5 protein-coding genes and 1 tRNA gene are annotated in these 3,979 nt (G+C 56.7%); 2 read left to right on the forward strand and 4 right to left on the reverse strand.

Going from position 1 to position 3,979, the window contains the following annotated elements; all coding sequences use genetic code 11:
* From ACOYIE_RS09830 to ACOYIE_RS09845, 4 genes are all read right to left on the reverse strand, one after another.
* A partial coding sequence (locus tag ACOYIE_RS09830; protein WP_433412756.1) for a sodium ion-translocating decarboxylase subunit beta occupies window positions 1-908 on the reverse strand: 908 nt, incomplete at its 3' end.
* 16 nt (window positions 909-924) lie between these two features.
* Window positions 925-1,314 (reverse strand): biotin/lipoyl-containing protein, encoded by a 390-nt coding sequence (locus ACOYIE_RS09835; protein ID WP_433412758.1) that lies wholly within the window; start codon window positions 1,312-1,314, stop codon window positions 925-927.
* A 14-nt stretch (window positions 1,315-1,328) separates the two neighbouring features.
* Entirely contained in the window at window positions 1,329-1,658 is a 330-nt protein-coding gene (locus tag ACOYIE_RS09840; RefSeq protein ID WP_433412760.1) for an OadG family transporter subunit, read from the reverse strand.
* A 2-nt stretch (window positions 1,659-1,660) separates the two neighbouring features.
* Window positions 1,661-3,028: a pyruvate carboxylase subunit B gene (locus tag ACOYIE_RS09845; protein WP_433412764.1), complete on the reverse strand. Its 1,368-nt coding sequence runs from the start codon at window positions 3,026-3,028 to the stop codon at window positions 1,661-1,663.
* Between the two features lie 248 nt (window positions 3,029-3,276).
* Here ACOYIE_RS09845 and ACOYIE_RS09850 point away from each other — a divergent pair.
* Window positions 3,277-3,353, forward strand: a tRNA-Arg gene (locus ACOYIE_RS09850).
* A gap of 71 nt (window positions 3,354-3,424) precedes the next feature.
* Window positions 3,425-3,979 (forward strand): TlpA disulfide reductase family protein (locus tag ACOYIE_RS09855; RefSeq protein ID WP_433412762.1); only part of this gene is annotated, 555 nt, incomplete at its 3' end.

Consider the following 3,979-nt stretch of genomic DNA (forward strand, 5'->3'; position numbering starts at 1 on the left):
AGCATGAACGCCAGCAGGCCCAGCACAATGATCTTGATCGTCTCCAGCGTCAGGAACTTGTCCGCAACAGCCTTGCAGCCAACCGACAGGCCCAGGAAAATCGTTACAATATTGCACAGCGCATTCTGCGCGGTATCAGACAGACGGTCGGTTACGCAGCACTCGCGGAACAGGTTGCCCAGCATCAGCATGCCAATCAGCGGAGCCGTATCCGGAATGAGCAGAATGACAAAGGTTGCAACCGCAATCGGGAACACAATCTTTTCCGTCTTGGAGACCGGACGGAGCTGCTCCATCTTGATCTTGCGCTCCTTTTCCGTCGTCAGCAGACGCATCAGCGGCGGCTGAATCAAGGGAATCAGCGCCATATAAGAATACGCTGCAATCGCGATAGCAGGCAGGTAATCCTCCGCCAGGCGGGAGGCAACCAAAATAGCCGTCGGGCCATCCGCACCGCCAATGATGCCGATTGCAGCCGCTACCGCACCGGGGAAGCCCAGCGCCAGCGCCAGCAGGAAAGCAGTGAAGATGCCCAGCTGTGCTGCCGCACCAAGCAGCAGCGAAGAGGGGCGGGCAATCAGCGGACCAAAGTCCGTCATCGCACCAATGCCAAGGAAGATAATGGACGGATAAATCGCATGCTGTACGCCTTGATAGATCACCCACAAAAATCCAGGGCTTGCGCCGTCCACCGGTGCATTGAGCAAGCCGGTCAGCGGCAGGTTGGAAAGCAGAATGCCGAATGCAATCGGCACCAGCAGCAGCGGCTCAAACTTTTTGCCGATGCCCAGATACAACAGCACAAAGGCGATGATAATCATAATCAGGCTACGGGGATCCTGTGCAATTGCAGCAAAACCCGAGCTTGCAAGAATCTCACCCAGCGCGCCGGTAAAAGAAAACTGCATGACTACGCCTCCCCTGTTACAGCGTACACAGCACGGCGCCAGTTTCAACCGCCGCGCCCTTCTGTACGCTTACCGAGGATACTGTGCCGTCATGCGGCGCGCAGATCTCGTTCTCCATCTTCATCGCTTCCAGAATGAACAGCACATCGCCGCCCTTGACCGCCTGACCGGCCGCGCAGCGCACATCCAGAATGGTGCCGGGCATCGGCGCTGCAACCGCCTCTCCGCCAGCCGGCGCCGCTGCCGGTGCAGGTGCCGCTGCCGGTGCGGGTGCCGGCGCCGCTGCCGGTGCAGGCGCTGCCACAGGAGCCGCCGCAGGCGCGCTGCCCACGCAGACCGCGCTGGCCGAACCCTTTTCTACTTCTACTTCATACTGCTTACCATTCAGTGTAACCATATATTTCATCGTTTTCTTCCCCCTTACTTTGCCTTAATGGACTTAAACACAAGCTGGTCCAGCGGAATACCTGTCTCATGGCTGACAATTGCCATAACGCAGGCCGCCTGTGTTTCTTCGATGCCAACCAGTTCTACCTGCGGCACAGCCGGCACGGCCGGAGCAGGCGCAGGCGCCGCAGCCGGCACGGGCGCGGGCGCAGCAGCAGGCGCTTTTTTAGACGACAAGCCGCCTACCACGCGCGAAACAACGATGATAATGGCCCACAAAGCGGCCAGCATCAAAAATACAATGACAAAGCCGGACAGCGCCACCATCAGCGCGTCCAGTACAGAAAGCGGATCTTTCACCATCGTCAGTCGACCTCCTTAAACGTATACTGCGCAGTGAAGGTCTTTGCTCTGCGGTCAAAGTACTGCTCCGCCTGCTGCGGGAAGGCGATATAGGACAATACGTCCTCCTCGCTGTGCGCACGGTCACCCAGATAAGCCTTTGCCTCGTCATACTCGGGCGCAAGCGTATCTGCATAGCGGCCGGTCATCGGCTCGTCATCGCCCAGCACCTTCTTTGCCAGCGCAGGATCAATTTTGCCCGGCGCTTTGCCATATTCGCCACGGATATAGCTCTTGATTTCCTTGCCGATGTTCTTATACCGCTCACCCAGCAGCACATTGACCGTCGCCTGTACGCCGACCATCTGACTCAGCGGCGTAACCAGCGGCGGATAGCCGAGATCAGCGCGCACGCGCGGCGTTTCCTCCAGCACTGCGTCCAGCTTGTCAATCGCGTTCTGGGCCTTCAGCTGCGCCACCAGGTTGGACAGCATGCCGCCCGGAATCTGATAGGTCAGCGCATCGGTCTTGGTGGAGAGCACATACGGGTCAAACGTGCCGTCTGCCGAAAAATGCTCCTTGACCGGAATGAAATAATCGTTAATCCGCTTCAGCTGCTTGGCGTCTACGCCGCAGTCAAATCCCATCTGGCTCAGCGCGTACACCAGCGACTCGGTCGCCGGCTGGCTGGTGCCGCCCGACAGGCAAGAGGTTGCGCAGTCAATACCGGCAGCGCCTGCTTCTGCGGCTTTGAGGTAGGTCATATAGCCCAGACCGGTCGTGGCATGCGTATGCACATAAATCGGCAGGCTGATATTCTGCCGCAGCGCGCTGACCAAATCAAAGCACTCCTGCGGAGACATGATGCCCGCCATATCCTTGATGCACAGGCTCTGGCAGCCCATTGCTTCAATCTGCTTGCCCAGCGAAACAAACATCTCCAGGTTGTGAATCGGGCTGAGCGTATAGCAGATGCAGCCCTGCGCATGGCCGCCCGCTTTGAGGCACTCGTCCACGGCAGTTTCAATATTGCGTAAATCGTTGAGCGCGTCAAAAATACGGATGATATCCATGCCGTTCTCCACGCTCTTACGCACAAACCGGCGCACTGTGTCGTCCGAATAATGGTGATACCCCAGCAAATTCTGCCCACGCAGCAGCATTTGCAGCTTGGTGTTCTTCATGTGGGATTTGATCTTGCGCAATCTTTCCCACGGGTCCTCGTGCAGGTAACGCAGACAACTGTCAAAGGTTGCGCCGCCCCAGCATTCGATGGAGTGATAGCCGGCTTTATCCATTTCGTCCAGCACAGCTTCAAAGTCCTCGAACGGCATACGGGTTGCAATCAAAGACTGTTGCGCGTCACGCAGCACAGTTTCTGTGATGTGCATTTGTTTCACGAAATATGCCCCTCCTTCTGGCCGCAAAACGGGGTAAAGGGCAAAAACCTCCCTACCCCCATTTTTACTTAATTATATCATAGCATTTTACACCCCTCCATGCAACGACTTTATCGTTAAGATGTTGTTTTTTCTTTTTCCCTTGCTTTTTTTGCGCGCGCTTGAATTGACAATTTGAGATAAATGCAGTATAGTAATAATGCTTATGCGCCGTTTGGGCGGCGCACCCGTTTTTGCACGTCTCCGTAGCTCAGCCGGATAGAGCGTCCGCCTCCTAAGCGGAAGGCCGCGCGTTCGAATCGCGCCGGGGACGCCAGATACCCGGCGTTTTTTGGCGCTGGGTCTTTTTATTTTCATTTATTTTATGGGATTGTTAAGGAGGACAACATGAAACGTTTTGCCCTTTCCGCCGTTATGGCCTGCCTGCTGCTTGCGCTTTGCGCCTGCGGCGCACCGGAAGCACCAAAAACACCCGCTGCGCCGGATGACACGGCATCCGGTTCCACAGACGCCCCTGCTGAAAATGCAGGTATTCTCAGCGCTTTCACAGCGGATACGCTGGACGGCGAGCAGGTTGACCAGACGCTTTTTGCCGAAGATACGCTGACGATGGTCAATGTCTGGGGCACATCCTGCGGCCCCTGCATTTCCGAAATGCCTGATCTTGCCGAACTTGCCGAAGAATATGAGGATAAGAACGTGCGTATCATCGGGCTGGTGGCCGACGTGCTCGATTCGGACGGCCAGTTCAGCGAAACCCAGCTTGAAACCGCACGGGATGTTGTTGCATCGACCGGCGCGGATTATGTGCATCTGCTGCCTTCGCCCGACCTGCAAGGCCTGCTTGCACAGATCTCCTCTCTGCCGACCACCTTCTTTGTGAACAGCGCGGGGGCACAGGTCGGCACGGCGTATCTTGGCGCCAAGGATAAAGAGGATTGG

Origin of the sequence: Agathobaculum sp. (genome assembly GCF_050946325.1) — a bacterium.
In the GTDB taxonomy this organism is placed as follows: domain Bacteria; phylum Bacillota; class Clostridia; order Oscillospirales; family Butyricicoccaceae; genus Agathobaculum.